The following is a 26,098-nucleotide window of genomic DNA, read 5'->3' on the forward strand; positions in this document are numbered from 1 at the left end:
GCGTGTGTCGTAGAGGTGGCCGTTGTAATCGTAATCTACGTCGAGCAACTTATAGCCTACGGAGGTGGAAAGGCTATCTCTGAAAGCATAATTAACGGTAACCAGAGCCGACCATGTGAAGTCGGAGCCTGCGCCAAACCCACCGATGTCGGCCTGACCCTGAACGGAGAGCTTTTGCGTAATGGGAAGGAATGCACGCAGGCCGACCAGTGCTCGACCCAGCTGAAGCTTTCGCGGTAGCTGGCAGACTTGCTTAGGCCGCCAAGGCTCCCGGTAACCTTCATCCTGTTAGAGATGTGCCAAACGCGGGCCCCGGCCAGGGCATCGAGGCTGAGCCCAGGTGCATTGATGACCCGGTAACCTCCCATGAGGGTTGCGGTGAATTGTTTTGTGTCGACCTTCGCATCGATGTTGCCGCCTGGCGGTATTACGCCAAGGTCGGGAATCGAGAATGCAGGCAGCGGGCCGAAATTATCGATATATGTCGCATCGACATACATGATGTCGTCCGAGAGGACGAAGCGTTCATAGCGTCCCCAAACATTTATGAAGCCACCAAAGTTCATATCATCTACTACATCGGAGAACGGCTTGTCGCGCTGATTAAAAACTGACCCCACCCTGCCGATTGAAAATTGACCCAGGGCGGATTGCTGATTTTGGCGTCCGCAATTTTAGATAAGCTTAGCAGTCGTGTCCCGGTGGAAGAGGCATTAAAGCCCCACCGCATGTGGGCATGCGGCAGGGTATTTTCGGTGCAGATCAAAACAGCTCATCGTCCTCGGCACCATCATTGTCCTTGCGCTTTCGCTCACGTGATTTGATTTTGGTCTGGGGGACTAAGCTGCTGTGTTGCAGGCGGTATGACTCGTTGCCCGTTTCGACGATGTGGCAGTGGTGTGTCAGCCGATCCAGCAACGCCGTTGTCATCTTGGCGTCAGACCGCGTTTTAGCATCTGCAACGGCTTCGCCAGATCAGCAAACGGAGCGCCATTGCGCAGCGCTCCAGGCATGCGCTCGATAAGCGGGATGTAATGCTGCCAGTCAAAACTGACCCGATCTCGATCAAACAGACGCTCGTGGCTGGCAAACGTCGTTTCAACGGCGATGACCACCACCCGGGAAGGATAAAAACGGCTGCTGACCCACTGGCCGACCCGCTCACACTGCACCGAATAGCGATTTCGCGCCATGCTGATCAGGCAGGTGCTGGAGACCCGTACGGTGCGCTCGACGTAGCCATCAAAGGCAGTCGGCATCGGCATCAATTCAGCGCGTTCCAGCTCAAGGACGTCCGCCACGGTCAGCCCGTTGTACTGCGGGTGCATCAGTTCGTCCCAGAGCGCACGGCAGCGTTGTCTTGGTCGGAGTGAACCATCACCTCCTGTTTCGGCTTACGCCTCCAAACCGCCATCAATAACGCATCAATAACGCGTCAATGGCCAGATCACTGGTCATCTGCGACTTCATTGACCAGCCAACGACCTGACGAGAAAACAGATCCAGCACCACAGCCAAATAAAGCCAGCCTTCGTGCGTGCGAATGTAGGTGATGTCGGTGACCCACACTTTGTTGGGTTCTACGACATCGAACTGGCGCTTCAGTAAATTGGGTGAGGCGACTGCTGGCTTACAAAGGAGCAACAGTAGAAAGACTGGATATCCCGAACACATTGAACCGCGAGTTCGACGTGCCAGCACCCAATCAAGTCTGGTGCGGCGATAACCTCGCGACATAACAGGCTCAAGCACTTAGGCAAAGAAAAGCCCGCGTGGGGAGCGCGGGCTAAAGGGTTTAGAAGGAGCTGGGATCAATGTAATCAGATGCGTGTGAAAAAACTGTGAATCAAGAGCATCTGTCACTTTCCAATAACAGGCCGCTGCCAATCGGTAAACCTCATGGCAGCAATTTCAAGTTTATTTTGCCGCCTTATCAATCAGGTCAGCTACGGCCTTTGGATTGGATACCATCACAACGTGTGAGCCACCCTTGACCACGACAGTTTGCTTGGAGTGCGCACGCTCAGCCATGAACGCCAGGGCCTGAGGTGGGATGTTCTTGTCTTTGTCGCCGTAAACAAACCACGATGGAACGGTTTTCCAAGCCGGCGTGGTGGCTGCTTCATTCAAAGCAGCGACGGTGACAGGGCGCTGACCAGCAGCCATTAGCCGAGCGTCAGCTTCGGATACATCGGCAGCAAACTGTTTATGGAATTTATCCTGCTGGATGTAGAGATCTTTCCCACCGTCAGCAAGATCAACGGGTGCAGCTAGCGCAGATGCAAGCGTTCCGCCTGGGAAGCGGCCAGACAATTCCGCTGCCGTTTCGCCAGCCTCTGGCGCAAACGCTGCGACGAATACCAAGCTCTTCACGTTTGAGTTGCCATAAGCGGCTTCAGAAATCACAGGTCCGCCATACGAGTGACCGACCAGGACAACAGGCGTCTTGATGTTTTTGACGATGCTTGCAACAGACTGGGCGTCACTGGTAACACCACGCAGTGGATTCGCCGCTGCGATGACGGGGTAGCCGTCCTTTTCCAGAATTTTCACAACGCCATTCCAACTTGACGAATCAGCGAAAGCGCCGTGCACAAGGATCACGGTTGGCTTTACGTCAGCGGCGTGTGCAAGGGTTGCGGCAGTGATGGCAGTTGCGAGGGCCAAGCCCGAGAGAATCTTTTTCATTTGAGTGTCTACCAGTGAGTGGAACTGCTTAATATCTTGTGCGCTAATCAATCGCTATGGTAATGATCGTGCGACAGATAAAATCTGTTGTCAATAGCTTGCGATTGAATCGTGCACGTAATAATTTGCGTCCCCTACGTAGCGAGGGAGAAACAGGTGACCCAATTGAATATTCCGGAAGACGATTTCGCGCCACTGAATGAGTTTTTATGCTTCACGATCTACTCAACGGGACATGCGCTTACGCAGTTCTACCGTCCGATTTTGGAGGCAATAGGTCTGACGTATCCGCAGTATTTGCTGATGGTGGCGCTTTGGGCGAAGGATGATCAGATCATCAAGGATCTGGGTAGCAGGCTATTTCTGGAGTCGAGCACACTCACGCCATTAGTTAAGCGTATGGAAGGCGCGGGACTTATCAGCCGCTGCCGGGATCCGAAAGATGAGCGTCAGGTGCGGGTCAGGCTGACGGACAAGGGCAGGGCATTGAAGTCTGACGCACTTAAAGTTCCGGGTTGTATCCAGTCGGCAGTAGGAATGACCGCAGAAAATGTCATGGCGATTCAGGCTGCGGTTGCTGGTATCCGTGACCGGTTAATTGAGGGGAGATAACCTCATCTTGTTGGCGCTAATTGAAAATGGACCCGCCAGGCATGCGGCAGGGTGTTTATGGTGCAGATCAAAACGGTTTATCGTCCTCTATACTCCTAGGGCACTTACCAACTGGTAATTACTAGAAAAGCGCCTACCCATTATTCGACAATGACTTCTCAAAACGACCAGAGACTTAATGATCATGAATGGGCAAAACAATCTAGAATTTGCACAGAACTTCTTACAAAAACTGGGTGCTGGAGACTCTCAAGCACTGGCTCATCTATTTGCTGAGGACGCGCGTTGGGAAATTGCGGGTGATGAGGGGGCACTGCCATGGCTTGGTAAAAAAATAGGCCGAGAGGCTATTGTTGACTTCATAAGAGATACTGCGGCGTTGATAACAAGCGAGAGTCTCAACGTCCACGATATCCTTGCGAATGAGCATCGCGCATTGATACTTGGTGACCTTGCGTCAGTTGTAAAAGCCACGGGTAAACGTATTGAAACGTCATTTGTACTGGTGCTAGAGGTAGATGACGGATTGATTACGAGCTTTCGAATGTTGGAGGATAGCTTTACCGTATCCCAAGCCGCACGAGGCTAATAAATCTTGCTCATCGTCCGGCATATGGAAATGTCGGAGATGTTACATCTCCCGTCTCACTCTCCCAGGTGCTTCACCGTATTTTTCCTTGAGTTCTTTGCTGAAAGCCGCTTGGGATTGAGACCCGACTTACGAAGTAATGTCGCTCAAACCCAAATGTGAATGGTTTAGCAGGTTTGACCGCCAACTCCATTCGGACCTGAGTCAATAGTACCCAAGGTGAAACTCCAGCCACCCGTACGAAGGCTAGCATAAACTTTGCGCGAGACATGCTTGCGGTTTCAGCGAGACCGTCAACGGTCCACTCATGCGCAGGATCCGTCAGCATGGACAGCTGGATGGCATGCCAGCAGTTTCATCTTTCACTTAGTGCAATAGTGAGGGGGTTTACTATTCAATTGATGAGCAAAATATTATGCTGCTTCCTTGGCTGAAACAAGGTGCCCGATGGCTGCACCTTTTTCACAAAGATGACTACTGATACGGGAACGTAACCAGCGTTCACCAGGATCCGTATCTGAAGTCGCACTCCATGACATCGATAGGTCGAGCGCAAGGATGCTCAACGGAAGGGCATCCATCCGCAGGTAACCTCAGCGAATTATAGTCTTAGCTACGTAATCAAGAATTACCGCAACCATTTGCGTGTCCTCGATCAGGGTTTTTAGCGCACTATATTGCGGCACAGCCAAAACGACTTGGCGTTGCTGGCCTTACGCCAGTAGTGCTCGGTTAATAGGGCCAATCACCTCACATTTAAAGACTCGGAAACGTGTGGACGGTCGCCGTCGGGGTGCCGTCAACTAATCGCATACTTCTGCCCAAGAGTTTCTCCATATGTGAATCGTTCACCGGATGCCCAGTCTGCGATCCAGCGAAAGTGTTCCTGCACCGCGCGCGACGATGAGCAACAGCAAGCCAGCCCAGGAAAGATGAGTCGGCCAAGCATCGGGGTAAACGAAAACCTGGATGACAAAGGTCATGCACAGCAATGCCAAGGCGGATAAACGGGTGAACAGGCCGAGCACCAGGAGCAGTGGAAATAGGTGCTCGCTGTAAGTCGCAAGGTGTGCCGCCAGTTCTGGAGAGATCAGGGTCAAGGCGTATTCCGTTCGGAACAGTTCGTAGGTACTCGGTGTAATCGTCAGAATGTCGCTGACTTTGGTGCGCCCTGACATGAAAAAAATGGCGGCGATGGCGATGCGCGCCACCAACACCAGAAACGAATCGCTGATCAGATCGCCCAATCGGGTTGCAACGCGGTTCCAAAGGCCACGCAGGGAATTGTCGTCGACAGGTGGGCGGGTGTGGATGGTATCCATGCTGTGCTCCGTTGATGGCTTCAGCAATTGGTTGTCAGGAGTTCCGCCGTTACAAACGCGTCAGCACTCACCAGGCGAATAATGAGGTTTTCCAAGTTCAGGTCAGACTCGACATCAATGGCCCAGTCAGCGGCTACATCGAGGGGCAGGTGGGCCGCGCAGGCGTCGAGAAAGGCACAGTCTGCGGCACTGGCAGCTTGCCAATGCACGCGGCCGGACTTGCGTGTCAGTAGTGCACCTTCACCTTGCCATTCGAGGTTTTCAGGCATTTCCCGTTGTTCACGATTGACGCACCAGATCGTGTACGCGGGACAGTCCGGCAACCAGACCCAACGGGCGGTGTCCCGTGGTTTAAGCCGCAAGTTGCCCAATTCCGTAGCGGGAATCTGCGCCAAGTCGTTCAGCCCAAGACCAGGCTCATCAGCGGCGCAATGAACCTGTGTCCAGAGCAGGTCCAGACGGGCGACGTCGCCCAGATACGGCATGTCTTGCGCGTGCTCGAATTTGTCGAGAAAGTCGGGGAAGCCCGCTCCGTAACTCAGTAAACGTGCATCTGTTGGAGGTGAAAGCCGAGCATGTATGGCGGCGGCGCTTTTTAGCCAGTCAGTGCCCACCAGGCGCTCTACGGTAGGGAAGTTGGCTAGCAACGCATCCGTCGTGCCTTTGAGTACGGTATTGCGATAGACCGCAAAGCCTGGTTGTTGGGTCAGCGAATCCATCGTGGATGATTCAGTGCCGTATAACGCATCGACGAAGGCATCCTGAAAGCTTGCGAGAGAGGGCTTCATATCGCCACCTTCATTCGCTGATTTTGCCCAAGGTTCAATAACGTCTGCGCTCGGTTGCGCTCGGCCAGTAAAACGTCGAAAGCGGGGATATGGTCGTCGCGTTCGATCAGTGTCGGACGCTGGCCGATCCGCTCGATCAGCCGCTGGTACAGTGACCAGACATCTTCGGCGACAGGGGCATCATGGCTGTCGATCAGTAACGAGGATTCACCCGGATCCTTGGTGAACCCCGCCAGATGAATCTCCATGATGGCGTCGGCCGCAAAGGCATCCAGATAATCGGCGGCGTTAAAACCCAGGTTGTGCGCACTGATGTGCACGTTGTTGACGTCCAGCAACAAGCCGCAACCAGTCACCGTGCTCAATTCGGTGAGAAACTCCAGTTCGCTGTAGTCATGCCCGTCCAGGTGCAAATAATGGGTCGGGTTTTCGATGGCAATGCGACGTCCGAGGGCGTCTTGTGTGCGCTGGATATTGCTTGCTATTCGCTGTAACGCTTCATTTGTTCGGGGAAAAGGCAACAGGTCGGGGTGGTATTGTTCGCGCCAGGCTGACCAGGCCAGGTGCTCGGAAATCAGTGCCGGTTGAACGCGATCAGCGAGCTGTTTCAGGCGTTTCAAGTGCTCCGGGTCCGGCGGGCAATCGGCCGCCAGCGAAAGTGACACCCCGTGCAACGACAATGGGTGCCGCTCGCCAATGGCCTCCAGCCATGCCAGACGGGGGCCGCCACCAACCATGTAGTTTTCCGGATGAACTTCGAACCAGAGACCTTCGACCGTGCAGTCGTGGGCCTCTTGGTAATGATTCGGTTTGAGGCCAAGTCCGGCCCCGATCTGGAATGCCTTGCTCATGATAAGTACGTGCCCCGTGGCGTTGACGTTACATTGGTGTGAGGGTGCCGGTGCCTTTTGGTGTCTTGATGGTGGTGCAAGTGCCAGCGGGAACGTTTTTCCAGGCATTAGGCTGGTAATCCATTTTTGCCGTACCTGCGCATGTTGTACCTGCACCGGCCTTGCAATCGTTCTGACCGGCCATGGCGACGCCGTAGCATTTTTCCATGGCGCCTGCGGCGGCTGGGGTCTCGGCGGCAATGGCGCCGGCAGCAAAGGAGGAAAAGGCAACGGCGATGGCAGCAAGCTTCAGATTGTTCATGGTTATTCTCCGGGATCATGAGGGTGGGTCCTCGCATCAGTGCAGGAGTGCGCTGTGCTTCAGATCCGAAAGGTAGTTCGCTGAGTTTTCAAATCCGGTTACAGCCATCGCAAAATATTTTTTAGAACCGCAAAATGAATCTGCTTGTTGCCTTATGCCTTTGGCGGCAAGCATGATCCACCGCCCGTTATTGGCGCTGGCGTTATGCAAGTACAGAATATTTTCATCCTCGTGTAACCAGAGTGGACGATGGAACGAACTACACATAACGACGCATTGCGCAGCCGGGAAATTCATCTTCAGACTTTGTTCCTCGCGGGCCTGGGCGGAGACGAGCGGGCTTATGGCACTTTCCTCAAGGAGCTGAGTGGTCATATACGCGGCTTTGTTCGAACCCGACTTCAGCGGCAACCGGGTGAAGTCGAGGATTTGCTGCAAGAGGTTTTGCTGGCCGTCCATAACGGTCGACAAACGTACCGTGCGGACCAACCGCTGACGGCCTGGGTGTTTGCCATCACCCGCTACAAACTCACGGATTTTTTTCGTGGTAGGTCACGCAATGAAGTGCTCAATGACTCGCTCGACGATGTGGCGGAGCTGTTTGCCGAGCCTCATCTAGAGCCGGAGCAGGCCCATCGCGACCTCGGCAAGTTACTAGAGCAACTGCCTGACCGGCAGCGTTTGCCGATTCAGCAGGTAAAGCTTGAAGGCTTGTCGGTCGCCGAGTCCGCGCAAATGACCGGGCTTTCGGAGTCAGCGGTAAAGATTGGCATCCATCGCGGGCTTAAGGCGTTGGCCGAGAGGATTAGAGGTACACGATGAAAACTGACGATCTTATTTCCATGCTGGCGACCGGTGTTACACCGGTCGACCGGCATGCGCTAGCCAAGCGTTTCGGCGTCTCGGTGCTGGTCGGCCTGATAACGGCCTTCTTGCTGGTGATGGTCATGTTCGGCGCACGTCCGGATCTGGCCGCAGTGGCGGCAACTCCGATTTTCTGGGCGAAGATTGCCTTACCCCTGTGCCTGATGGTCGGCGCGTTGAGCCAGGTTGTGCGCCTCGCGAGGCCCGGACTTACGCCTGGCGCCGGACAACTGCTGGTCATTACTGCGGTTGCAGCGGTGTGGGCCGGCGCCCTCTATGTCCTGATGACAGCAGCCCCGGACGTGCGTGCTTCGATGATCTTCGGTAAAACCTGGCGCGTGTGTACGCTGAACATCACCTTGCTTTCGATTCCGGGGTTCATTGCTGTCTTTTGGGCGCTGCGCGGGTTGGCACCCACTCGCCTGAGACTGGCCGGCGCCTGCGGCGGACTGCTTTCAGGGGCGATGGCTACCATTGCTTATTGCCTGCATTGCCCTGAAATGGAAGTCCCGTTCTGGGGCGTCTGGTACTTGCTTGGGATGTTGATACCAACCGTTATCGGTGCGCTGCTCGGACCGCGCTGGCTTCAATGGTAGTGGGGTTGAAAGTCGCTAGTTATACAGCGACTCCACAACTGACCATCGTCGCAAATTTGAGATGAGTACATTATTGCCAGCTCACATCCCAGAGTGACAATTTATCGCTTTAGCTCTATTTCGGCTTGGCACTGAGAGCGATGCCAGTTCTGCCAGGTCTCCAGTTCATTTGCATAGGTCTTCGGGCAAACCAGTCTGGGTCTAATCAAGTGGATATCACCGGGGGCTTGAGCGAAGACATATCGATCAGCGTGCTCGATTATGATCTTTCGTATCAGCCCATAGGTCTTAAGATCAGGTGTCGTACCTCGGCGCCATGCTCGGTTACCGATGGACGTGTGAAGAAGGTGTTTCGGGCTCAAAGGCAGGAGTATGTCTCCGTTCTTGACTCCCCAACCGCCACCAAAGTCATAGTTTTCTGAGTCTTGGAAATTAAGACGTATTAGTGGGTTGTCTGATGTCGGCCATGACATGCCAGGCGGAGCATGCAAAATTGTCCATTTGTGTGCCGGTACACGACCTAAAGTTTTTGTTAACAAATGCCTCATTTGCCATATCCACATCCGTCTGCCGATGATGGTCTCGGCTTTTACCTGTCCGCCGCCGTCCTGTAGAGGCTCGATAGATATCTTGAAGAGGGAGAGAGCATCGTCATCCTCTGAGCCACATGCAAGCCGCTCGTTCCTTCCAACTGCCTCTTCCATATCGCGGACTGAACGTTGCATGGTCTCATCCATCAACGCTTCCAATGTCTCGTTCTGGTTACGAATGAACTGCCTAAGGCGAGCGGGAGTGCGGACATCTAAGGCAGCCGCGAAACGTACAAGCCGTCTCCAGTGTTCAGGTAAAAGGCGCTCTTCACGGACAACTCGGCGGATGGCTTCTTCAGCAGGATTTTCAAATTCACTGTCGAGCCAACGTTCGAACTCATCCGTCTCTTCTTGGCCTGCCAAGTAGGTGTAGAGATGTTGGTGGTAGGCGATTCCTTTCAGGGATTGCTCCCTCCAGAGGGGAACGTTTTCATTCTGTACTAGCAAGCGATAAGTAGGGATTTTGCCGTTGTTCGCCCATTGTTTCAGGTAGAGCTTTGGTACGTAGTGATTGTCTTTGCGTAGTTGCGGCATTCCAAGATCTCGCAAATTTGAAGAATCCGGCCAGTGCGATCATATCTGTTACTGATGGGTGGGCTGGCTGAATTCACTCTTGGTTTTTGGAGACAACGAAACCTTTTTTGTCTGATTGTTGCCTTCCACGAAAGCCTGTAATCGACCCAAAGCCGCCCTTTGTGAAGGACAGTTGACGGAAAAAGTAAGCCATAACTCCAATACCAGCACCAGCACCAGCACCAGCACCAGCACCAGCACCAGCACCAGCACCAGCACCAGCACCAGCTTCGGCAACTCAGCAGCGTATGTAGGGAAAGTCCCCCCGCTTTTTTGGGGGGGCATTAAGCAATATGAGTCTACCGTCCCCGAAGAGGGCGTTTCGTCGCAATGTCGTAATGTCTATACCTGATCCTACCAACTGGCTTGGTAATTGCTCGCATGGTTGTACTCACCATTCGTTGAGTAGTCGAAACGGGAGATTAGCCTTGTGGAAACGTGCTCAGCTTATCGTGGTTACCCTTGGAATTGGAGTCCTTACATTCGGTTTGGCTGTCAGCACTGTCCTTATGCAATGGCAGCTGAGATAACCAATTGACGCAACCGTTCAGGTGAAGTCCTGCGTCACGGCTGGATTGGCTTGAGTGGCGCCTAGATCTGTTTTGAACAAATTGCAGATCCAGAAACTGCATGTCAGATACTTTTGTTTAAGGTCGGTAATATTGGCTTAATTCAGGCTGTGTTTTATCGCATCACTCGGCCATTGGGGTCGACTTCATCCGATTGTAAGAGCCATTTGCAGCGACTACACTCCAGCCCATGAAACGCTATCTGCGGTTTTGCATCATCTTCATGATTAGCTTGGCGCTTCCCCTCAGCGGGATGGCGGGTGTCCAAGCACCGACAGAATCGTGCCCAATGAAGACGATGGGTATGGCGATGATGGACGACATGGGCATGGACTGCTGCAACGACATGAAAAGCCCTTCCGAGCACGGCAAACCTTGTAAGCCGGGCCAGGAATGCAAGACGGGCGGCATGCTGCAAGTCTCGATCTTCAAGCCTCCAGTAACCGTATTCAGCCCCGTAGTGCTTTCCTTCTTCAGCGATTCCCTACCCGTACAAACCCCGTCCGGGGTATGGCGACCGCCCCGCGTTTGATTCCTGTCCCACATTGAGCCTCATTCCGCGTTAGCGGGATGGACTAGCTGCGCGCATGTCTTTTGACGCGAGCAGTGGATCTTCACAGGAATCGTAAACATGAACTCCAAGTGCTATTGCACAGGTTGGTCCCTCGTGGCCGGTCTGGCGGCAAGCGTACTGGCATTGCCGAGCTTCGCTGCCGCATTGACACTCGATGAAGCGTTGCGGCTGGCCGAAAACAATGCGCCGTCCCTGACCGCACAAGACGCGAAAATTCAGGCTGCCAGCAGCGCGGCTATTCCAGCTGGTGAGCTACCTGACCCCAAACTGCTACTTGGTGTTCAGAACTACCCCATTGGCGGTCCGGATCGCTGGAGCATCGACCAGGACTTCATGACCATGCAAATGGTCGGGGTCAGGCAGGAGATGCCGAACAGCGACAAGCGCAAAGCGCGGATTGAGGTTGCCGATGCGGCCGTTGATCGCGCCGCTGCGGAGCGTCGAGTCGAACTTCTGAAGGTACGCCAGTCCACGGCTTTGGCCTGGATCAGCAGCTACTCGGTTGAGCGCAAAGATGCGCTGTTCCAGGACTTCTACAAAGAAAATCGTCTGCTGACCGATATCGTCCGGGCCCAGATTGCCGGTGGTCGCGCTCAACCTGCTGATGCGGTGACACCCAAGCAGGAAGCCGTTCAACTGGCGGAGCAACAGGACGATCTGATACTCCAAAGAGCAAGGGCCCGAGCGGCCCTCAAACGCTGGATTGGTTCCGCCGCCAACGACAAGCTTGTGGGCAGCTTGCCTGAATGGCCTGTCGAGACCTCAAGCTACTCCCATAAACTGCAACACCATCCCGAGTTGGTCGCGTTTGCGCCGATGACCCGTCAAGCGCAAGCCAAAGTTAATGAAGCGGTGTCGGAGAAGCAGTCAGACTGGAGCTGGGAACTGGATTACCAGCGCCGTGGCCGTGAGTTTGGCGATATGGTCAGCGTGCAATTTTCCTGGGACCTGCCGCTGTTTCCTGACTCGCGCCAAAACCCCAAAATTGCAGCCAAACAGGCTGAACTCAGTCAGCTTGAGGCCGAGCGCGAAGCCCTGTCTCGCGAGCACACCCAGCAACTGGAAAACGAACTGGCTGACTATGAGCGCCTGAATCGTGCTGTGCGCCGCAACCAGGAAAGCCTGTTGCCGCTGGCCAAGGAAAAGGTCGAACTCAGCATGGCAAGTTATCGCTCGGGCAAAGGCGATTTAAACGCCGTTGTTGCCGCCCGACGTGAACTCATAGAGGCCCGCCTCAAACAGATCGACGTGGAAGAGCAGCGAGCGCTGACCAGTGCGCGGCTGTATTTTGCTTATGGGGAGTCCAGCCAATGAGACTTAAAAAAGGGAACGGGGCATTGCTGGTTGGCATCTCGATGGCATTAGGTGTTGTGGGTGGTTACTGGTTCGCACATCAACGCATGAGCGGAGTACCCAATACCGCCTCGGAGCAGAGCCTCAATTCAACGGGCGAACGCAAAGCGCTCTATTGGTACGACCCCATGTACCCGCAGCAAAAGTTCGATAAGCCGGGTAAGTCACCCTTCATGGACATGCAACTGGTCCCGCAGTACGCCAGCGGCGCAGGGGACCAAGCGACTGTCAGCATCGATCCAAGTCTGACCCAAAATCTCGGCCTGCGTTTTGCGACAGTCAGCCGTGCGATCTTTGATTCCAGCCTCGACGTGACAGGTGTGCTGGGATTCAACGAACGTGATGTTGCTGTGATTCAGGCACGCACAGCCGGCTTTGTGGAGCGGGTTTACGCCCATGCCCCTGGTGATGTGCTCAAAGCCAACGCGGCGTTGGCGGATATCCTGGTGCCAGAGTGGGCAGCTGCGCAGACAGAGTTTCTTGCAATGCAGCGCAACGGGGATGCTGACCTGTTGGCTGCGGCCCGCCAGCGACTGCGGCTCACTGGAATGCCGGCAGCACTGATTGCTCAGGTAGAACGTGGCGGAAAGGTGCAGCCGTACCTGACGCTCACCAGCCCTATTGCCGGTGTACTGCAAGAGTTGAGCGTACGCACGGGGATGACCGTGGCGAACGGCGACACCCTGGCACGCGTCAATGGCTTGAGTAGTGTCTGGCTCGCGGTGGCCGTACCAGAATCGGATGCCGGATCGATCACCGTGGGACAGGCAGTCGAAGCGCGTCTGCCAGCTTTTCCAGGGACAATGCTCAATGGCAAGGTCAGCGCGATTCTGCCCGAGACCAATCCAGACAGCCGCACCCTTCGCGTGCGGGTGGAACTACCCAATCCGGACGGGCGCCTCAGACCGGGTTTGACGGCGCAGGTACGCCTGAACCGCTCGACCGAGCAAAGTGTGTTGTGGGTGCCGAGCGAAGCGGTGATGCGCACGGGCCGACGTGCTCTGGTGATGCTCGCCGCAGACGCGGGTCGCTACCGCCCTGTTGAAGTGCAACTCGGGCAGGAAAGCGATGGCAAGACAGCGATATTGAAAGGTCTGGAAGAAGGCCAGAAGGTGGTTACCTCTGGCCAGTTCTTGCTTGACTCGGAGGCCAGTCTAAAGGGCATTGTTGCAAGCTCGGAGGAAGAGTCACCGCCCAGCGCAGCAGCCTCCAGCTTTCATGAAGCGGATGGGCAGATCGTTGAGATCAACGACAAAGAAGTCACGCTTGCCCATGGTCCCTTCAAGACGCTGGGCATGCCTGGTATGACGATGACGTTCCCACTCGCTAGTCCGGCGCTGATGCAGGGCCTCAAAACGGGCGATAAGGTTCGGATTGCGGTGAGTCAGACCGATGATGGTTTGCGTGTTGAGCGCCTGGATAAATCGGGGAGCCAGCCATGATCGCTGCCCTGATTCGTTGGTCAGTGGCCAACCGATTCCTGGTGCTGCTGGCGACGCTGTTTGTCACGGCTTGGGGCATTTGGTCGGTGCAGAGCACGCCCATCGATGCGCTACCAGATCTCTCGGATGTCCAGGTGATCATCCGCACCCCTTATCCGGGACAAGCGCCGCAGATTGTCGAGAACCAGGTGACCTATCCGTTGGCCACCACCATGCTCTCAGTACCGGGAGCCAAGACCGTGCGTGGCTATTCCTTCTTCGGCGACAGCTTCGTTTATGTGCTGTTCGAAGACGGGACTGACCTGTACTGGGCGCGCTCGCGGGTGTTGGAATACTTAAGCCAGATACAAAGTCGGTTGCCGGCCAGCGCCAAACCGGCGTTGGGACCGGATGCCACGGGCGTAGGTTGGATCTATCAGTACGCACTGGTGGATCGCAGTGGCGGACACGATTTGGCACAGCTTCGCGCACTTCAGGACTGGTTCCTCAAGTTCGAACTCAAGACCCTGCCCAACGTTGCGGAAGTGGCCACCGTGGGTGGCATGGTCAAGCAGTACCAGGTCCAGCTTGATCCCCTCAAACTAGCCAGCCTCGGTATCACTCAGGCTGAGGTGACCGAAGCTATTGGCAAGGCCAATCAGGAAACTGGTGGCGCGGTGCTGGAGATGGCAGAGACCGAGTTTATCGTGCGTGCTTCCGGTTACCTTAAGACGCTCAATGACTTTCGGGCGATCCCGCTCAAGCTGGCTTCGGGAGGAGTGCCGGTAACCCTTGGCGATGTCGCCACGATTCAGTTGGGACCTGAAATGCGGCGTGGCATTACTGAACTCGACGGCGAAGGCGAGACCGTCGGCGGCGTAGTGATTTTGCGCAGTGGCAAGAACGCTCGCGAGACCATTGCGGCGGTCAAGACCAAACTCGACGAACTGAAAAGCAGTCTGCCGGCCGGAGTGGAAATCGTCACCACCTACGACCGCAGCAAGCTGATCGACCGTGCCGTGGAAAATCTCAGCCACAAGCTGATCGAAGAGTTCATCGTCGTCGCGTTGGTGTGTGGGATCTTCCTCTGGCACCTGCGCTCATCCCTGGTGGCGATCATCTCCTTGCCTGTTGGTGTGTTGATTGCCTTCATCGTCATGCGCTACCAGGGCATCAACGCCAACATCATGTCCTTGGGCGGGATAGCCATCGCCATCGGCGCCATGGTCGATGCCTCCGTGGTGATGATCGAGAACGCCCACAAGAAAATTGAGGCTTGGCACGTGGCCAATCCGGGGGAAGAACTGAAGGGTGAACATCATTGGCATGTAATGACCGAAGCGGCGGCAGAGGTAGGCCCGGCGCTGTTCTTCTGTCTGTTGATCATCACCCTGTCGTTCATTCCGGTGTTCACGCTGGAAGCTCAGGAAGGACGGTTGTTCGGCCCTTTGGCTTTCACCAAGACCTACGCCATGGCCGCAGCGGCGGGATTGTCAGTGACCTTGGTGCCGGTGCTGATGGGCTACTGGATTCGAGGACGAATTCCCAGTGAACATCAGAACCCGTTGAACCGGTGGTTGATTCGGATCTATCAGCCAGCCCTGGATGCAGTCTTGCGTCGACCAAAGATCACGCTGCTGGTGGCGCTAGTGGTTTTTGCCAGTGCGCTATGGCCAATGTCTCGCTTGGGTGGCGAGTTTCTCCCCCCGTTGGACGAAGGCGACCTGCTCTATATGCCTTCCGCTCTGCCAGGGCTGTCGGCACAGAAAGCGGCGCAACTGCTGCAACAGACTGACCGTCTGATCAAGACTGTGCCTGAGGTCGAACACGTCTTCGGTAAAGCGGGGCGCGCTGAAACCGCCACCGACCCCGCACCGCTGGAGATGTTCGAAACCACCATCCAGTTCAAGCCGCACGAGCAATGGCGCCCAGGCATGACCCAGGAAAAGTTGGTGGAAGAGCTGGATCGAGTGGTGCGAGTTCCTGGGCTGACCAATATCTGGATACCACCGATTCGCAACCGAATCGACATGCTGGCTACGGGGATCAAGAGTCCTATTGGGGTGAAAGTTGCCGGCACCAACCTGACGGAGATTGATGCCGCGACTCAGGCGGTCGAGCGAGTGGCCAAGGGCGTACCCGGTGTCAGTTCGGCTCTGGCCGAGCGGCTGACCGGTGGCCGCTATATCGACGTGGATATCGACCGCAAAGCCGCCGCCCGCTACGGACTGAATATCGCCGATGTGCAATCCATCGTGGCCGGTGCTATCGGCGGTGAGAACGTCGGGGAGACCATTGAAGGGCTCGCTCGTTTCCCGATCAACGTGCGTTACCCACGGGAGTGGCGTGACTCGCTCGGCGCCTTGGAGCAATTGCCGATCTACACCCCGTTAGGGAGCCAGATCACCCTCGGAACTGTGGCGAAGGTCAAGGTCAGCGACGGCCCGCCGATGCTCAAAAGCGAGAACGCACGACCCTCTGGTTGGGTTTACATCGACGTGCGTGGCCGGGACATTGCCTCGGTAGTCGCCGATCTACGCCGGGTCGTCAACGAGCAGGTCAAGTTGCAGCCCGGCATGAGCCTGAGTTATTCAGGGCAATTCGAGTTTCTGGAACGGGCCAACGCACGACTCAAACTGGTGGTGCCTGCCACGCTGTTGATCATCTTCGTGTTGCTCTATCTGACGTTCGCCCGCTTTGATGAGGCATTGTTGATCATGGCCACGCTGCCATTCGCTCTCACGGGTGGGGCATGGTTCCTCTATCTGTTGGGATTCAATCTGTCGGTCGCCACCGGGGTCGGCTTCATCGCCTTGGCCGGTGTGTCAGCCGAGTTCGGTGTGATCATGCTGCTCTACCTGAAAAATGCCTGGGCCGAACGTGAAGACCTCGGCGACAGCACTGAGCGCGGTCTGGTTTCGGCGATTCGTGAAGGCGCCGTGCAGCGTGTTCGACCCAAGGCCATGACCGTGGCCGTCATCATTGCTGGCCTGTTACCCATCTTGTTGGGCAGCGGTACCGGCAGCGAAGTGATGAGCCGCATCGCTGCGCCCATGGTTGGCGGCATGATCACGGCGCCCTTGCTGTCCCTGTTTGTCATCCCGGCGGCCTATCGCCTGATGCGGCGACGGCACCTCAGAGTTGAACCCATCAACCCTCAAGGAAAAGTCGTATGAAGCTGACCCTGATTGCATTTACCAGCACTATTATTGCACTGTCAATTTCAGCGCAAGCAGAGGACATGCCGGGCATGAAAGTGGACGGTATGGACGGTATGGAGGGCATGCAGATGAAGCAGGAAACAACGCAGGCTCCAGTCGCCACCGCCGATGGAACGATCAAGGCTATCGATACTACGAAGCGAACTGTGACCATCGCTCACGTCGCAGCAGCGATTAAGTTAGAATTCGCCCAATGAATCCGATCCATCTGTTGCTCCTGAAGCGCTGCGGTCGATACTGAGTTCTTAGCCATTCAATACTGATCAACCAACAAGAGCACACGAGACACCTGCATGAACGAGAATCTGAGCGAAGAAGAAATGCGCCAAGCGCTTTTCGGCACGACGAACAATGATGCCGTACCGGAAGCTCCTGATTTGCGAGTTACGTCAGATCAACAGCATGTCTCGAAAGCCCGGCCGGCTCCGACTTCTCGCTCTTCGAAATTGAAGGTGACGCTTCGTGTAACGGCGGAATTTGAGGGCAAAGCTGAGATGTTTGTTTACGAGGCAAGCACGCTGAGTAGCCTCATTGCTGAGCAGGAAGCGAAAGCGGAAGCGAAGAAGCGCAAGTTTAAGTACTTCGAACTGGTTTCGATTGAATCTGTTTAACTACTTTGCTCGCATCGCCTTCAATTCTCGTTTCAACCAGCAGTTGCGACAGGGCCCGTCAAAACATTATTGATGCATTTTTGAGTACCAAGCAAAGCAGTGAAAAAGCTGTAGATCGTCAAGGGCAATGGCCGAAACCAGTCAAGCGGTTCGCTCGCATAGAATGGTCGGATGGGAATTTTCCAATCTCGCCACAGTCATTTACATAACATCAACTGAAAACGACTTGCGGGTTTCCATTTTGCCTTTGTTTGTTCAGAGCGCAGTCTCCGGTATCGGGCGGTGCTCAGGATAGATGCAGTAATGAGCCGCGCAAGATCTGCTAGATTACCTTTACCACTTGGCTGGACCAGCTTTCACGTCGCGCGAAAGCAAACTTGACTAGCAGTGACCATTCGACCTGAGGAGCATTACATGTCCAAACTTGCAGAATATCGTCAGTTAGAAAAACATTTGGCCGAGCAGTTAGAGGCCCTTGAAGCATTGAAGGGTGACGCCGGACTGAAAAAAGAAATTGAATTTGAAACGAAGCTTCGCGATTTACTTGCGAAATATGGCTTCAGTCTCAAGGACGTCGTTAACCTTTTGGACCCAAAAAGCGCACGTCGGGGTGCTGGCGCTGGCACTGCCGCTGATGCTCCGAAAGCTGGGACTCGGAGAGCGCGCGAGGTGAAAATCTATGAACATCCAAAAACGGGTGAGCGCGTTGAAACAAAAGGTGGTAACCACAAGATTTTGAAGCAGTGGAAGTCTGAACACGGATCTGCGACGGTCGAGTCGTGGCTCAAAAAGTAAAGAACGCGACTGTGACCGAATGCCCTGTGGGACCTTTTTTCTTGTCCGAAAACGGCCTGGAATGACTGCGGAGGCTCCCAGTAGCCTCGATTTCTATGTCTGAACGCTCAGGAAGAACTGATAGTCAGGCAAGCAGGGCAGAGTTGCACCGCAAGCAGGATTTATAGGGAATTATAGAGCGATTATATAGAGGTGCTGGAGACGGTATTTTCACGATATTGGCCGGGTCGGATTGCCATCAAGTAGGCTGTAGGCATGCACCTCCAGCCGGTCTGCTTCGAGAAAGAGGTCAGCGTTGTGAGCCAGTTCATCATCGCCCTTCGATACCACCGGCGGCGTCGTCTCCTGATTCATGTTGTAACGGCCTCCGTCCAATCCACTTTGGTGATCTCGCGCCATCTCACATCCGTCGCTCCGAACCTTCCAGCCATAGGCTTGCTGAACACCTGGAGCGGTGCCTTCCCTGGTTTGGGAATAGGCGCAAGGTCCGCGTCGCAACATGCCCAATGCCAAGCATCCACGTTGCGCATTTTTGGCGAGCGAATAACAAACGATTTTGGCTTCCCATGAAGCCGGTACTCAATGACTTACAGATCTTTTGCTCATATGCAAAGAAGCAATGCGCTGATGAAAAATTCCAAAAAAATTACGTGTTTTGGTTTTTCTGTTGTGCCGTCCTTCCCACATATAAAGCGACTCTCCAAGGCTCCGGTTTGTCCTCTGGTCGGCTTTCATGGGCTGTCTCCAAATTAGCAGGTTCAACTGGCAAAACAAGTCGAAGAGATCATCGCCATGAACCCCTGTAAAAGCCTTTTCTCTCCCGACCAGGAAGCCAAGCTTCGCGTCTATGATCGCTGGCACCGAGCGATAGAAGTCTGCTCGATGCGGATGGACTGTCCGGATGCCTACCATGACGAACTATTGCGGCAGGCCGATGAAATGGATCGACTGGGTATCGTGACTTGGCAGGAGTGTGTGAGTTCACGCCGTTTTTGGCCCTTTTTCGCGCTGTCTTTGGCACCAATCCTGTTTGATATTTATCTTCTTTCTCAGCTTTTTCGCATGTCAGATAGCCTTGCCAAAAACCCTGTTTCCGGGCGATTAGGGCGTTTTTCCTCACCGGCTCCGCGGCGCTAAACCCTGGAAGCTCAGTTCCGATTCTTCGTTCTTAAAGGTCACCATCCAACATCCGCGAAACAGGCTGTACGTCACGCGGGCCGTGCCTTTGAAGACAAACGGAAGCACCTTTAGGCCGGACTTCCGATTGTGCGCTAGGGAAACGGAACAGAGCGCGGGGAGGGCGCATCTATTCGAATTGATTGCTGACGGGCTGTGGGCCTTCTGAAGACCCTTTGATCACAAGGCCCAGGGGCCGATTTGGAATCAAACCATCGCGTCCGAGAGCCTGACCTATACCTCCAAATTCGACGTTTTTGGGCCCAAACCGCAGTGCCAAACAGACCGCAAATTCACCCGACTTCTGGCTGTTTTGGTGACAAACCATTTTGCAGGTAGTTGGCACCGATTGAGTGACGCTGAACCCTCGAAAGATCCGTCGGCCGCGGCTTCTAGCGGTCAGCTCGGAATCTCTTGCAAGGTCCTGGTCGGTGCCAAATCCGCTGCTAACTCACATGGCCTCGGACCAGATGATTTCCTCGTGGTCTCGCTGGTAGTTTTTGGTCATGCCCTCGCTCGCATGCCCCGCAATTTTCTGCCCATCCTTTCCGGCTTTCTTGTAGAGATACAGCGACAGCGCTCGCACTTCGTGGAAGCCCGGCATCTCTTCTTCCTTCCATCCCTTGTAGCATTCCGCCGCCTCCCGGGCTTCCTTGAACGCTCGAGTCAAATATCGCTCTTCAACCTTCGTCCAGTGGTCCTTGGTCTGTGCCTGTCTCTGTTTCAGGCGATCGGGCTTGCGGTGCACTAGGTACGGCGAGACAACATCGTCACGGCACCGACTGATGACTGCTTGGAGTTCCGGCGTCACCCGAAAGCGAATCCATGCCGCGTCACTGGCCTTGGCCGTCTTCTTCTGCACGACGTACAGGAATCCCTCCCGAAAGCGCATATCAAGGATGTCGGTTCGGCGTTGCGCGGTGATCAGGGCCAGCACGAAAAAGCCCAGGGCGAGAAAGCAATTCTTGAAGCAATCGACGCGCTGCAGGTTCTGCGCGAATCGCTGTAGGCTGCCTGAATCCCAGACATAAAAAAACCGCCTGGCAGGGCGGCTTTTTCAACAACTTGTACAACACAGTGGAGCCATTAAGAACACGATCGTCGCTCCAAGCAATACGGTCACCATGTCGAGCCGGGAGATTGCTGATCTCACCGGCAAGCAGCATCAGCACGTCATGCGCGACACGAAACGCATGCTCGGCGACCTTGGTTTCGATGCGTCCACTTTTGGACGCATCTATCTCGATGGCCTGAACCGTCAGCAGACCGAGTACGTGCTGGGTCAGGATCTGGTCATCACGCTGCTTTCCGGGTACAGCGCGCCACTTCGATACCGTGTCGTGACACGTTTGCACGAACTAGAAAACGTGTCACGACAGGTTGTCACGATCCCGCAAATTCTTCCCGAGGCTCTGCGGTTCGCCGCCTTGCAAGCCGAAGAGAATCTCCAGCTTCAGCAGGTCATCGCCAAGCAAGCGCCGAAAGTCGAAGCACTGCAGCGCTTGGCCAAATCACAAGGCGACGTTTGCATCACCACGGCCGCCCAGCTTCTCGGCATTCGCCCAACCAATCTATTCGCCTGGCTGAACCAGAACCGCTGGATTCATCGCCGTACCGCTCGTTCGAGCTGGGTTGCGTACCAACCGCGCCTGAACACCGGCTGGCTCAAGCACAAGCTGGTCAAGGTCGGCGGTGGGGAAGGGCAGGACATCAAGGTCGTCGAGCAAGTCATGGTCACCCGTTCGGGCATGGTCACGCTCGCTGATCCGAGCAGCCCGCACCCGACATTTCGGCTTGCTGTTCATGGGCGTGATGGGCGTCTTGCGCAATCTCGCAGGCTGGCTGTTTCGACGTCACTGACAAGGTATAGGTATGCCCGGCCCAGGCCACAAACATGGCGATAACAAGCGCGATTACCACTGTCGTTGTCAGTGTTCTGCTGAACATGGCGTTCGGGTTTCAATTCGTTTTATAGGGCTTTCATGTGTTTGACCAGATCCCCCTAGGGGGGATAGGATGCCGGCGTAATTTATTGAGGCCTGAGGCTCAAGTCATGAGTGAGCACGATCACGAACACAACCATCCCCACACTCACCAAAGTCATGAGGCGATCATCAAACGCCTCAAACGGGCGGACGGCCATTTACGCGGCATCATCACCATGATCGAAGAGGGGCGTCAGTGCGTGGACATCGCCCAGCAGCTGCATGCAGTTGAAAAAGCGGTATGCCAAGCCAAGCGCACACTCATTCAGGATCACATCGATCACTGCCTGGAGGACACCGTCTCGGCATTGAACAATGGCGAGCGCGCGCCACTGGAAGCCTTCAAGCAAATCACCAAGTACCTCTAGGTCTGACATGCCCAACTTTGCTGAACTCTTGCAACAGGGCGGTTCACACGCCTGGCTGTATTTCCCGAGCGCCATCCTGCTCGGTGCTTTGCATGGCCTGGAACCGGGCCATTCAAAAACCATGATGGCGGCCTTCATCGTCGCCATCCGGGGCTCGGTCAAACAGGCCGTTTTATTGGGTTTGGCCGCGACGCTGTCGCACACCGCAGTGGTGTGGTTGGTCGCCATCGGTGGCATGTACCTGGGCAAAGGCCTGGATGCTCAAACCACTGAGCCTTACTTCCAGCTTGCGTCTTCCGCGCTGATCATTGTGATTGCATTTTGGATGCTGTGGCGAACCTGGCGTGGCGAGCAGATGTTCAAGTTCGAGCAAGAGGATGATCACCATCACGGCGAGCATGACCATGGTCATCACGATGAAACCCATCGCATCGATACCGGCCATGGCCGCATCGAACTGTCGATCTTTGAAGAGGGCATGCCACCGCACTGGCGCTTGAAGGCATTGACCGGGCATGCATGGCTTGCTTCAGACGTTCGTCTGACCACTACCCGTCCAGACGGCAGCACTCAAACGTTTTCATTCGTCGAGCGCGAAGGTTTCCTGGAGTCGGCGGTCGATATTCCAGAGCCTCATGAGTTCAGTGCGCGGTTGAGTCTTGGGCATGCAGGTCACTCCCATGATTACGACCTGGAGTACCAGGAGCATGATCACGGGCACGCGCATTCCGAACTGGAAGGTCTGGAGCTGTCGATTGATGGCTATCAGGATGCGCATGAACGTGCTCATGCCAACGATATCCGTAAACGCTTCACCAACCGCGAAGTCACCACCGGCCAAATCGTCATGTTCGGTCTGACGGGTGGCCTGATTCCGTGTCCGGCGGCCATCACCGTGCTGTTGCTATGCCTTCAGGTTAAAGAGGTGGCACTGGGAGGCATGCTCGTCTTGTGCTTCAGCATCGGTTTGGCGATCACCTTGGTCACTGTCGGTGCTGCGGCAGCTATTGGTGCTAAACAGGCTTCCAACCGTTGGCCGTGGTTGGGCACCGTGGCTCGTCGTGCACCTTACCTGTCCAGCGTACTGATCATCGGTGTTGGCCTTTACGTGGGCGTTCATGGCTGGATTGGCCTGAACGCATAAGGTGACGCGTGGGTGTTTGAACGCTCCAGCTACCTGGGGCTGTTCCTGGCGCTCCATTGAGCGATTGCTGCGCTCGTGACAACACGGCATTGAGCATTGCCCCACCAGCATTGGTGTTGATCTCAATCAGGCCGAAATTGTTCTCAGTGACATGAAAGTCATCCCCAAAGAACACTCCCTTGACCCCACCCGGATCATGTCGTGCGATAGCAGGAGAGTGAGCCAGCACTTCCTCACGGTAAGCTCGGAGTGAAACAACTGCTTCGACCGCGCGCACTACCTGCGCCATACGATGCAGGTGGGCTGGTGCGATGAAGACTGGATGGGCTGCGAATAGATGAGGGCAGCGTTGCTGCGCAAGCTCAAACAAACCTGGCTGCCCGAGAGCGTCGACTCCAGAGTTTCGTAGAGGACGTCTTTATCAAGGCTGATGCAAAAGCACTGGCTGTTGAGGGTTTCTATAGGCACCCTCGCCAGAGCTGCCGCAGCGGCTGCCGTCGAAAGAAACGCCGCGTCATTGTCGGAGAAGGGCAGTCAGGTCTCTCACCACCGAGTCTGGTTGGGTGTGCAGAGGCCTTTGTCTCAAGCGCTGAGCCATTCTTCAACCTTCTCACGGCTCGGGATGCCCCCTGAGTGAACGACTTTTCCATCAATCACGACGCTGGGCGTGGACATCACTCCGTAGCCGACGATCTGTTGCATGTCTTCGATTTTTTCCAGCTTAACGGGGACGCCTTTCGCACTCGCCACCTGTTCGATGATGGCTACTGTCGATTTACATTTTGCACAACCGGTGCCCAGAACCTTGATGTCTTTCATAAAAACCTCGGTAGGTGGATTACAAAGCGAAGTTGAAGACGTAACCAACGATGAGAATGCCGACGGCGACGACCCCAATGAAGGTGGCTATCAGGCGCACTTTCAACACCTTGCGCAAGATCACCATTTCCGGAAGGGATAGAGCGATGACACTCATCATAAAGGCCAGCACAGTGCCCAGCGCTGCGCCCTTTGCGAGCAGTGCCTGCACAATGGGGATGATGCCTGCCGCATTGGTATACATGGGGATGCCGATAAGAACCGCGAGCGGAACTGACCACCAGGCTTCCTTGCCCATGAAGCTGGCCATGAAATCCTCAGGCACATACCCGTGAATGCCTGCGCCAATGGCAATACCGGCAAGGATGTAAGGCCACACTTTTCCGACGATTTCACGCACGCTGCTGAACCCGGCATTTATCCGCTCATACAGCGGCATACTCGTGTCCCCGGCGGTTGCCTGGATCTTGGGCATATCACGGACCCAGTCTTCCAGATAGGCCTCCATTTTCAGACGCCCAATGACCCAGCCGGCAACAATCGCAATAAACAACCCCAGGCTGAGGTACAGCAATGCAACTTTCCAGCCGAACAGGCCAAGCAACAGTGTCAGCGCTACCTCGTTCACCATGGGTGCAGAAATGAGGAATGAGAAAGTCACCCCCAGGGGCACTCCAGCTTGAACAAAACCTATAAACAGAGGAACGGCTGAGCACGAGCAAAATGGGGTAAACACACCGAGAGTGGCCGCCATGACATTGGCCATGCCCTCGCTTCGCCCTGCCAACATTGCGCGGGTGCGTTCAGGCGTGAAGTGGGAATTGATCATGCCCATCAAGAACACGATGCCGGTCAGCAGCATCAGCACCTTGGGCGTATCGTAGAAAAAAAACTGTAAGGCACCTCCCAAGTGGCTGTTGCGATCAACAGGAAGCGCTGCGACCAAAGCCTCTGAAACAGGTATCAGGGCTTCATACAATCCGAACCAGACAAGCGCTGCTACCGCTAAAAACAGGCGGGGATTGCGCTCCGGCCAGCGCATGATCGTTTCATTCATGTCCTCTACTCCTGGGATGTAGGGCACTAGGCCACGGACGGATCGCCAAGATAGGTCGCGATCTCATTGACTGTGCTGCGTGCTGTGCGCGTTACACCGATCAGTGTGGCGGAAGCCGAACCTGTCCACTCGCCATAGCCCACCAGCCATAGTCTTGGTTCCTGGATCGAGTGAGTGCCGTCCACCTCAACACGACCTTCAGTGTCGATCACCCCCAACGAATCAAGATGCTGAAGTGCGGGCCTGAACCCGGTACACCAGATCACCACATCCACTGCGGATTCAGATCCATCGGGCCACATCACACCATCGCGAGTGAAGCGTGCAAAGGGGCGTACAGACTTGAGAGCATCCCGCTCACGGGCTTCTGCAACTGGTGGCACCATGACAATGTCCCCCAACCCGCCGACGGGCTGGTCAATGACACGCCCCTCCTGCTGGGCCTTCAAGCGCTGGGTGGCGCGCTCGAACAGTACTCGTCCATCCACTTCGTCAGGCAAAAACACCGGTTCGGCAGGGGTTACCCAAGTGGTCTCGGCGACCTTGGATACTTCTGCCAAAATCTGCGCTCCTGAATTGCCGCCACCCACCACCAAAACCTTCTTGCCAGCAAAGGCTTGTGCATCGACATAGTTCGCGGAATGCAATTGCCGACCGGCGAACAACTCGGCATCAGGGTAGTGAGGGATATACGGATTGCTCCAGGTGCCGGTGGCGCTGATTACAACCTTGGCATCCCAATACTTGCCGTCAGAACGTACTCGCAAGCCAGACTCTAAGCGTTCCACAGAAACGACCCGAACCGGGCGCTCCACCGGAAACTGGTAGCGCTGCTCATATTGGTTGAGATAGTCGATTACATGATTTCGCGTTGGATAGCCTTCTTGGGCGGGCGGCATCATCCAGCCTGGTATCGAACTCCAGGTGGCCGGAGAGAACAAGCGCAGCGAATTCCAGCCATGCCGCCAGGCACCACCGGGCTCTTCCTCTGCGTCGAGGATAACGAACGAAAGTTGAGTTCGGCGCAGGAAATACGCTACCGCCAAGGCTGACTGCCCCCCACCGATAATCACTACATCTCGTTGGTCACTGGGCGAAAGAGTCATGGGAAAAACCTTGAGTCGATGCTGGGGCGGTAGCCAGTATAGCGACCCAGGTTTGAACCCAACTGATCTAGCTCATAGGTTGAGGATTCTGTTTGGCCGACGGAAATAGGCCGAGGTGCTGAAAA

Annotated in this window: 28 protein-coding genes and 6 pseudogenes; 15 read left to right on the forward strand and 19 right to left on the reverse strand. The window is 55.2% G+C overall.

Annotated features, from left to right (window positions below; genetic code table 11):
• Positions 1–56: 56 nt before the first annotated feature.
• From ACM1ZW_RS20090 to ACM1ZW_RS20110, 5 genes and pseudogenes are all read right to left on the reverse strand, one after another.
• Positions 57–566: a hypothetical protein gene (locus ACM1ZW_RS20090; RefSeq protein ID WP_416739151.1), complete on the reverse strand. Its 510-nt coding sequence runs from the start codon at positions 564–566 to the stop codon at positions 57–59.
• A gap of 196 nt (positions 567–762) precedes the next feature.
• Positions 763–939 (reverse strand): annotated as a pseudogene (locus tag ACM1ZW_RS20095) (ATP-binding protein); the annotation flags it as partial.
• A pseudogene (locus tag ACM1ZW_RS20100) lies at positions 939–1,358 on the reverse strand (Mu transposase domain-containing protein); the annotation flags it as partial. The pseudogenes ACM1ZW_RS20095 and ACM1ZW_RS20100, both read right to left, overlap by 1 nt.
• A gap of 2 nt (positions 1,359–1,360) precedes the next feature.
• A pseudogene (locus ACM1ZW_RS20105) lies at positions 1,361–1,632 on the reverse strand (DDE-type integrase/transposase/recombinase); the annotation flags it as partial.
• Positions 1,633–1,917: 285 nt separating this feature from the next.
• The gene (locus tag ACM1ZW_RS20110; RefSeq protein ID WP_416739152.1) at positions 1,918–2,688 is read right to left on the reverse strand and encodes an alpha/beta fold hydrolase; all 771 of its coding nucleotides are present in this window, start codon (positions 2,686–2,688) and stop codon (positions 1,918–1,920) included.
• Between the two features lie 156 nt (positions 2,689–2,844).
• On the opposite strand from ACM1ZW_RS20110, the gene ACM1ZW_RS20115 reads away from it, so the two are divergent.
• Both ACM1ZW_RS20115 and ACM1ZW_RS20120 read left to right on the forward strand, forming a co-directional pair.
• The gene (locus tag ACM1ZW_RS20115; protein WP_416739153.1) at positions 2,845–3,300 is read left to right on the forward strand and encodes a MarR family winged helix-turn-helix transcriptional regulator; all 456 of its coding nucleotides are present in this window, start codon (positions 2,845–2,847) and stop codon (positions 3,298–3,300) included.
• Positions 3,301–3,484: 184 nt separating this feature from the next.
• The gene (locus ACM1ZW_RS20120; RefSeq protein WP_416739154.1) at positions 3,485–3,889 is read left to right on the forward strand and encodes a nuclear transport factor 2 family protein; all 405 of its coding nucleotides are present in this window, start codon (positions 3,485–3,487) and stop codon (positions 3,887–3,889) included.
• 42 nt (positions 3,890–3,931) lie between these two features.
• Here ACM1ZW_RS20120 and ACM1ZW_RS20125 read toward each other — a convergent pair.
• The 6 genes and pseudogenes from ACM1ZW_RS20125 to ACM1ZW_RS20150 all read right to left on the reverse strand — a co-directional run.
• Positions 3,932–4,220, reverse strand: a pseudogene (locus ACM1ZW_RS20125) (helix-turn-helix transcriptional regulator); the annotation flags it as partial.
• A gap of 517 nt (positions 4,221–4,737) precedes the next feature.
• On the reverse strand, positions 4,738–5,211 hold the full coding sequence (locus ACM1ZW_RS20130) for a DoxX family protein (protein ID WP_416739155.1): 474 nt from the start codon (positions 5,209–5,211) through the stop codon (positions 4,738–4,740).
• A gap of 20 nt (positions 5,212–5,231) precedes the next feature.
• Positions 5,232–5,999, reverse strand: coding sequence for a putative DNA-binding domain-containing protein (locus tag ACM1ZW_RS20135; RefSeq protein ID WP_416739156.1), 768 nt, complete (start codon positions 5,997–5,999; stop codon positions 5,232–5,234).
• On the reverse strand, positions 5,996–6,850 hold the full coding sequence (locus tag ACM1ZW_RS20140) for a DUF692 domain-containing protein (RefSeq protein ID WP_416739157.1): 855 nt from the start codon (positions 6,848–6,850) through the stop codon (positions 5,996–5,998). Before ACM1ZW_RS20140 ends, ACM1ZW_RS20135 begins: the two co-directional genes overlap by 4 nt.
• A gap of 28 nt (positions 6,851–6,878) precedes the next feature.
• Positions 6,879–7,151, reverse strand: coding sequence for a DUF2282 domain-containing protein (locus ACM1ZW_RS20145; RefSeq protein ID WP_416739158.1), 273 nt, complete (start codon positions 7,149–7,151; stop codon positions 6,879–6,881).
• Positions 7,152–7,187: 36 nt separating this feature from the next.
• Positions 7,188–7,325: a hypothetical protein gene (locus tag ACM1ZW_RS20150; protein ID WP_161599957.1), complete on the reverse strand. Its 138-nt coding sequence runs from the start codon at positions 7,323–7,325 to the stop codon at positions 7,188–7,190.
• A gap of 75 nt (positions 7,326–7,400) precedes the next feature.
• On the opposite strand from ACM1ZW_RS20150, the gene ACM1ZW_RS20155 reads away from it, so the two are divergent.
• Together ACM1ZW_RS20155 and ACM1ZW_RS20160 are read left to right on the forward strand one after the other, a co-directional pair.
• Complete coding sequence (locus tag ACM1ZW_RS20155; RefSeq protein WP_172792168.1) at positions 7,401–7,973, forward strand: sigma-70 family RNA polymerase sigma factor; 573 nt, start codon at positions 7,401–7,403, stop codon at positions 7,971–7,973.
• On the forward strand, positions 7,970–8,611 hold the full coding sequence (locus ACM1ZW_RS20160; RefSeq protein ID WP_416739159.1) for a DUF1109 domain-containing protein: 642 nt from the start codon (positions 7,970–7,972) through the stop codon (positions 8,609–8,611). Before ACM1ZW_RS20155 ends, ACM1ZW_RS20160 begins: the two co-directional genes overlap by 4 nt.
• Before the next feature lie 101 nt (positions 8,612–8,712).
• Here ACM1ZW_RS20160 and ACM1ZW_RS20165 read toward each other — a convergent pair whose 3' ends face one another.
• Complete coding sequence (locus ACM1ZW_RS20165) at positions 8,713–9,735, reverse strand: DUF4238 domain-containing protein (RefSeq protein WP_416739160.1); 1,023 nt, start codon at positions 9,733–9,735, stop codon at positions 8,713–8,715.
• 48 nt (positions 9,736–9,783) lie between these two features.
• Positions 9,784–10,059 carry a hypothetical protein gene (locus tag ACM1ZW_RS20170; RefSeq protein ID WP_416739161.1) on the reverse strand — a complete coding sequence of 92 codons (276 nt, stop codon included), beginning with the start codon at positions 10,057–10,059 and terminating at the stop codon, positions 9,784–9,786.
• Between the two features lie 474 nt (positions 10,060–10,533).
• Between ACM1ZW_RS20170 and ACM1ZW_RS20175 the strand changes: the two genes are divergently transcribed.
• The 7 genes and pseudogenes from ACM1ZW_RS20175 to ACM1ZW_RS20205 all read left to right on the forward strand — a co-directional run bounded on the left by ACM1ZW_RS20175 (position 10,534) and on the right by ACM1ZW_RS20205 (position 18,318).
• Positions 10,534–10,875: a hypothetical protein gene (locus ACM1ZW_RS20175; RefSeq protein WP_416739162.1), complete on the forward strand. Its 342-nt coding sequence runs from the start codon at positions 10,534–10,536 to the stop codon at positions 10,873–10,875.
• 99 nt (positions 10,876–10,974) lie between these two features.
• Positions 10,975–12,231: a TolC family protein gene (locus tag ACM1ZW_RS20180; RefSeq protein WP_416739163.1), complete on the forward strand. Its 1,257-nt coding sequence runs from the start codon at positions 10,975–10,977 to the stop codon at positions 12,229–12,231.
• Positions 12,228–13,712, forward strand: a complete 1,485-nt coding sequence (locus tag ACM1ZW_RS20185) for an efflux RND transporter periplasmic adaptor subunit (RefSeq protein WP_416739164.1) — start codon at positions 12,228–12,230, stop codon at positions 13,710–13,712. Before ACM1ZW_RS20180 ends, ACM1ZW_RS20185 begins: the two co-directional genes overlap by 4 nt.
• Positions 13,709–16,867: an efflux RND transporter permease subunit gene (locus tag ACM1ZW_RS20190; protein ID WP_416739165.1), complete on the forward strand. Its 3,159-nt coding sequence runs from the start codon at positions 13,709–13,711 to the stop codon at positions 16,865–16,867. The genes ACM1ZW_RS20185 and ACM1ZW_RS20190 overlap by 4 nt, the downstream gene beginning before the upstream one ends.
• Positions 16,864–17,079 (forward strand): annotated as a pseudogene (locus ACM1ZW_RS20195) (heat-shock protein HtpX); the annotation flags it as partial. The gene ACM1ZW_RS20190 and the pseudogene ACM1ZW_RS20195, both read left to right, overlap by 4 nt.
• Before the next feature lie 126 nt (positions 17,080–17,205).
• The gene (locus ACM1ZW_RS20200; protein ID WP_416739166.1) at positions 17,206–17,523 is read left to right on the forward strand and encodes a hypothetical protein; all 318 of its coding nucleotides are present in this window, start codon (positions 17,206–17,208) and stop codon (positions 17,521–17,523) included.
• Positions 17,524–17,937: 414 nt separating this feature from the next.
• Positions 17,938–18,318 carry a histone-like nucleoid-structuring protein, MvaT/MvaU family gene (locus ACM1ZW_RS20205; RefSeq protein ID WP_172792176.1) on the forward strand — a complete coding sequence of 127 codons (381 nt, stop codon included), beginning with the start codon at positions 17,938–17,940 and terminating at the stop codon, positions 18,316–18,318.
• Between the two features lie 210 nt (positions 18,319–18,528).
• Here ACM1ZW_RS20205 and ACM1ZW_RS20210 read toward each other — a convergent pair whose 3' ends face one another.
• Entirely contained in the window at positions 18,529–18,672 is a 144-nt protein-coding gene (locus ACM1ZW_RS20210; protein WP_416739167.1) for a hypothetical protein, read from the reverse strand.
• Positions 18,669–18,902, reverse strand: coding sequence for a DUF6555 family protein (locus ACM1ZW_RS20215; RefSeq protein WP_416740825.1), 234 nt, complete (start codon positions 18,900–18,902; stop codon positions 18,669–18,671). Before ACM1ZW_RS20215 ends, ACM1ZW_RS20210 begins: the two co-directional genes overlap by 4 nt.
• Positions 18,903–19,110: 208 nt before the next feature.
• Between ACM1ZW_RS20215 and ACM1ZW_RS20220 the strand changes: the two genes are divergently transcribed.
• The gene (locus tag ACM1ZW_RS20220; protein ID WP_416739168.1) at positions 19,111–19,455 is read left to right on the forward strand and encodes a hypothetical protein; all 345 of its coding nucleotides are present in this window, start codon (positions 19,111–19,113) and stop codon (positions 19,453–19,455) included.
• A gap of 490 nt (positions 19,456–19,945) precedes the next feature.
• On the opposite strand, the pseudogene ACM1ZW_RS20225 reads toward ACM1ZW_RS20220, so the two are convergent.
• Positions 19,946–20,428: pseudogene (locus tag ACM1ZW_RS20225) on the reverse strand (integrase); the annotation flags it as partial.
• A gap of 190 nt (positions 20,429–20,618) precedes the next feature.
• On the opposite strand from ACM1ZW_RS20225, the gene ACM1ZW_RS20230 reads away from it, so the two are divergent.
• The 3 genes from ACM1ZW_RS20230 (at position 20,619) to ACM1ZW_RS20240 (ending at position 22,991) form a co-directional block, all read left to right on the forward strand.
• Positions 20,619–21,398: a phage antirepressor KilAC domain-containing protein gene (locus tag ACM1ZW_RS20230; RefSeq protein ID WP_416739169.1), complete on the forward strand. Its 780-nt coding sequence runs from the start codon at positions 20,619–20,621 to the stop codon at positions 21,396–21,398.
• Positions 21,399–21,547: 149 nt separating this feature from the next.
• Positions 21,548–21,847: a metal-sensing transcriptional repressor gene (locus ACM1ZW_RS20235; protein ID WP_017337834.1), complete on the forward strand. Its 300-nt coding sequence runs from the start codon at positions 21,548–21,550 to the stop codon at positions 21,845–21,847.
• Between the two features lie 7 nt (positions 21,848–21,854).
• Positions 21,855–22,991, forward strand: coding sequence for a nickel/cobalt efflux protein RcnA (locus ACM1ZW_RS20240; RefSeq protein WP_416739170.1), 1,137 nt, complete (start codon positions 21,855–21,857; stop codon positions 22,989–22,991).
• Between the two features lie 582 nt (positions 22,992–23,573).
• Here ACM1ZW_RS20240 and ACM1ZW_RS20245 read toward each other — a convergent pair.
• The 3 genes from ACM1ZW_RS20245 to ACM1ZW_RS20255 are packed head-to-tail and all read right to left on the reverse strand — an operon-like array spanning position 23,574 to position 25,973.
• Positions 23,574–23,810, reverse strand: a complete 237-nt coding sequence (locus ACM1ZW_RS20245; protein WP_017337836.1) for a thioredoxin family protein — start codon at positions 23,808–23,810, stop codon at positions 23,574–23,576.
• Positions 23,811–23,829: 19 nt separating this feature from the next.
• Positions 23,830–24,867, reverse strand: coding sequence for a permease (locus ACM1ZW_RS20250; RefSeq protein ID WP_416739171.1), 1,038 nt, complete (start codon positions 24,865–24,867; stop codon positions 23,830–23,832).
• Positions 24,868–24,893: 26 nt separating this feature from the next.
• The gene (locus ACM1ZW_RS20255; protein ID WP_416739172.1) at positions 24,894–25,973 is read right to left on the reverse strand and encodes an ArsO family NAD(P)H-dependent flavin-containing monooxygenase; all 1,080 of its coding nucleotides are present in this window, start codon (positions 25,971–25,973) and stop codon (positions 24,894–24,896) included.
• Between the last annotated feature and the right edge of the window lie 125 nt (positions 25,974–26,098).

The organism is Pseudomonas sp. NFX71 (assembly GCF_048079215.1).
GTDB lineage: Bacteria > Pseudomonadota > Gammaproteobacteria > Pseudomonadales > Pseudomonadaceae > Aquipseudomonas > Aquipseudomonas fluorescens_B.